Raw genomic sequence first — 3,672 nt, 5'->3', positions numbered from 1 at the left:
GTGGCTGACAGCTATTGCAAAGCAAATGATTTAGATTTGAACAGAGAGATTAACAATGGATCAGGTGCTCTAGACTTTAAAGTTTCGCATGGATTGGCAAAGGTTACAGTTGAATTAAAATATTCTAAGAATCCAAAGCTAATTGAGGGCTACGAAAAGCAACTACGGGCATATAATAGAGCTGAAGGTGTTGAGGATAAACACAGCATCTACTTAGTACTTCGGGTAAATAGTAAGCAGGACCGAAAAATAAGGCAGATAAATAAATTAATTCATGAACGTTCAAGTAGTGGAAAGCAGTCGCCAGAGCTTATAGTAATTAATGCAGTAAGAATGCCTCCTGCAAGTAAGCGCTAATGCATTATTAACTCATTTTGATTTTAATTAATTTGAATATTCACAATGAAGATTATTGCAAAACGATCCGATTTAATAAATAGAAAAATAAAGGATGTTTATAACAAAAGATATAAAGTGTTAGAGTACTTTGTAGTGTTGCAAGAGAAAAAGTTCCATTTCCATTTATATGTTGGATACACCCCTTTTACTAGTACAGAATTTGTTAATTATATGATGCAAGGAATTGACGAATTAAGATCTGAATTTGATTTTTCCTTTTACTGTGAGAAAGATAAGTATTACATGAAGCTTAAAGAGATCCAATTACGGAATGAAAGGTATACAGTTATGCAAGTATAAATTCATGATAAGAAAATAAAAAGCCTGCATACTGCAGGCTTTACCATTGATTCAAGTTTAGATTATTGATACGGGAAATAGCTTAAGATTTTTTGCCCTTTCATCCAGGTTTAATATGTACGACACAATAGGTTGCATATAGCTTCCGGCAATAACCGCAAGCGTTGCATCGCTTTCCAGGGTATGCAGCCACCCTTCGCTGTTTGAATGATAACGGGATAAAAACCACGGCTCAATTTCTCCATACGCGCACAAGCAAGAACAGCACATTTCGATGACCAATAATTCAAGGCAATATACCTGTTTATCATACGGTTTCTGTTCCAGCCGCTTATCCCAGCCCAACCGTTTGGCATGGCCTGTAGAAGCTATCAACTGGTAAAAGAGGGTGCTATACCACTGGGCATCGTTTTCAAAGTATTCCGGCTGGGGCATATCAATGATGTCGTCAGATCGCCGGTAAAATGCGTATGTTCCCGTATCTTCAATTGGCACCATATCCGGCACATACCGGAGAATCGACTTGCATGCTCCAATTGGGTTCCCGGTTGTAATTAGCGGCGGTATTTGCTCCCGTTGGATGCCTGACACCTGGGCGATGTTATATACCGTTTTTCGAATAAGGCACGGGTTGTTTTCGTCATTGTTCAAATGCACAATCAGGTGCCCGCGTTCACCTCCTTTTATAGTCCATCCAGTGCTTTTTATCTGCTCTTTGGATAAAAACACATTGCGTGGATAGCCAAGATCTCCTAACAGCCACATATTCACATTGAGGAACGTAGAACCCGTCATGTCGGCCGGAATTTCCTTAAAGCTCTGGTGCCAGGGAATGATACCTTGTGACAACTTCCGGCAGAATGCATCGTTTACCGTTTTAAAAACTTCATGCGATCCCGTCAATTTGGGAGTTTTAAACATTGTGAAGGATTTAAGTAAATGGTTGTTGTTTGTTATTTCGCTTCTTTTGGCGAATACACGCCAGTCTGAATAGGGTTTAGCATCGGATTGCGATTCAAGATGTAGTTAATAGATTCTTGCGCGTACATGGCTCCAGTAACGACCATTTCCTTGTTTCTTTTTATTTCCCGCAACCAGCCGTCGCAATCAGAGTGGTACTTGATCAGGAAAGACGGGAAGATGCCTGCATGATTGCACAAGTAGCCCGTTGTCATCTCTGTTATCAAATCTTCCAGGGTGTGGCTTTTCGGATCGTCAGGGCTGCGGTAGAAGGAACAGGGCCTTTTCATGCGGGATGGGTGGCCGGTAGATTGAGCGAGAACATAAAACAGCGAGCTGTAATACTGGTCTTTAGTTTCAAACCGCTCTTGTTCGGGCATCTTAATCGAATCAGATGATAGGCTGTAATAAGCCGGGGCAAGGTCAGGGATGATGCGCGGAAGCTTGGGCATCCCGGAAACGATTTTCTGGCATGCCTTCAGCGGGTTGCGTTCAATCTTCTCTGTAGGCAGGAGATCGTCATACACGCCGTTAAAATTGACGGGATGATATACCGTCGTGCAGTACAGGGCCGGCCGACACGTTCCGTGCCGCATGCCGATGATCGTAAACCCTTTCTCCCCGCGTTTGATAGTAATGTTATTTCGCTTCAGTTGCTTTGAGGTAACAAAAACCTTGCGGGGGTACCCGAGCGTGCCTAAAAGCAGGACGTTGATGTAGTCCATCGGATAGCCGTTGATGTACTGCGGATGCTCGCTGTAGCGCTCTATCCAGGGGATTATACCAAGTTGCAGTTGTTCTATCATGCGCGAAGCGACGAATGAATGGACATCTTGAGATGTGGTTTTTTGCTTAACGTTCATACTGATGTTGTTTGATTGTGAAAGAGGATTGTTTCAGGAAGGAGTGTATGAACAAATGCAGGGAGAGATAAGAGGGAAAGAATTGTTGAAAAATGGTGGTAGAATAAAAGGATATCCATAACGAACAAATAAGGGGCGGCTTTTGGCTTTAGTATATCCAGTTGACTTTTGTCAATTCATATATATATACTACAAGGAGTTCTTAAAAATTGACTTTGTTTTGAAGGGTTAGCCTTTGGGCAGCCCTTTTTTATTTTATATTTTTTAATACATTACTTATCTTTAAACAAACAAAGTCAATGACAGTCAGTACACCCAAAGGAAAGACATTCCGCTTGGATGCAAAACGCTGTCGCTTTTATTCCTTTTTACCACATTCGTCTGCTAATTTTTCCTACCTGCTTTTGAAGCGATTATTTGCCCACATTTATCATTGCTACCATTGGCTTTGGTCTAGTACGCGATGCGGTCGCCATTGCTCATATATTATTTCTTGCCGACGTTGATAGATATGTAAACTCCTCTATTCCTTTCCTAACTATTTTTTGGTTTAAATCATATTTTATGGAGAACTCCAATAAAAACGGGTATGGTATACGCATACAGTTAGGGTCGTATATGGAAAGACTATGGTATGAAGTACCTGGTGACCCTGTAACTTTAAAAAAATTCGAATGTGCTTGTAGAAAAATAAACGACATTCCTGAAATGGAATGGAAAGACTTTTTAAAAGCTGTGCAAGAGCTTTTAAAAAAACATGGCTTTGAAAGAATTCCGAAATGAAAATATAGAACGATAGATTATGCGAAGCCCGTCTAAGTACGGGCTTTTTTCATGTATCGAATTATTACAAAGAAAAAGCCCGATACTTGATCGGGCTTGCATGGCTGACCTCCAACTGCACTACTGAACTCCATGCGTGGTTTCTCAAGGACAAAGCCCTTGTTACTAGCTCCCCAAAATTGTCAAAGAAAAAGGCTTAATTAGAAGTGTATAGGGGAGCTATTAGTTAAGTAAGGGGGAAAGGATTGTCATGATCGAAGCCTTTGATATGAGGCATGCGCAACAGCGATCGCTTCAAATAGTTTTTCATAATGTGCCGACTTGTTTTTCATTTCCTGCTCATATTTGCTTTGCAAAGGGGGAAATC

General features: G+C 40.9%; 4 protein-coding genes. 2 read left to right on the top strand and 2 right to left on the bottom strand.

The window, feature by feature from the left end; translation table 11 throughout:
• Positions 1 to 357 (top strand): DUF8371 domain-containing protein (locus A4R26_RS05785; RefSeq protein ID WP_207625687.1); only part of this gene is annotated, 357 nt, incomplete at its 5' end.
• A 399-nt stretch (positions 358 to 756) separates the two neighbouring features.
• Here A4R26_RS05785 and A4R26_RS05775 read toward each other — a convergent pair.
• Together A4R26_RS05775 and A4R26_RS05770 are read right to left on the bottom strand one after the other, a co-directional pair.
• A complete protein-coding gene (locus tag A4R26_RS05775; protein WP_081161939.1) occupies positions 757 to 1,620 on the bottom strand; it encodes a zincin-like metallopeptidase domain-containing protein in 864 nt (287 codons plus the stop codon).
• A gap of 32 nt (positions 1,621 to 1,652) precedes the next feature.
• Positions 1,653 to 2,522 (bottom strand): zincin-like metallopeptidase domain-containing protein, encoded by an 870-nt coding sequence (locus A4R26_RS05770; protein ID WP_081161936.1) that lies wholly within the window; start codon positions 2,520 to 2,522, stop codon positions 1,653 to 1,655.
• Between the two features lie 564 nt (positions 2,523 to 3,086).
• On the opposite strand from A4R26_RS05770, the gene A4R26_RS05765 reads away from it, so the two are divergent.
• The gene (locus A4R26_RS05765) at positions 3,087 to 3,305 is read left to right on the top strand and encodes a hypothetical protein (RefSeq protein ID WP_081161934.1); all 219 of its coding nucleotides are present in this window, start codon (positions 3,087 to 3,089) and stop codon (positions 3,303 to 3,305) included.
• The last annotated feature ends 367 nt before the right edge of the window (positions 3,306 to 3,672 follow it).

Source organism: Niastella populi (genome assembly GCF_002078015.1).
Lineage (GTDB): Bacteria > Bacteroidota > Bacteroidia > Chitinophagales > Chitinophagaceae > Niastella > Niastella populi.
This window is presented reverse-complemented; position numbering and strand designations above follow the sequence as displayed.

Bases quoted from the DNA above. Each gene is read 5' to 3' on its own strand.
- A4R26_RS05775 (WP_081161939.1), bottom strand. From the start codon at position 1,620: ATGTTTAAAACTCCCAAATTGACGGGATCGCATGAAGTTTTTAAAACG.
- A4R26_RS05770 (WP_081161936.1), bottom strand. From the start codon at position 2,522: ATGAACGTTAAGCAAAAAACCACATCTCAAGATGTCCATTCATTCGTC.
- A4R26_RS05765 (WP_081161934.1), top strand. From the start codon at position 3,087: ATGGAGAACTCCAATAAAAACGGGTATGGTATACGCATACAGTTAGGG.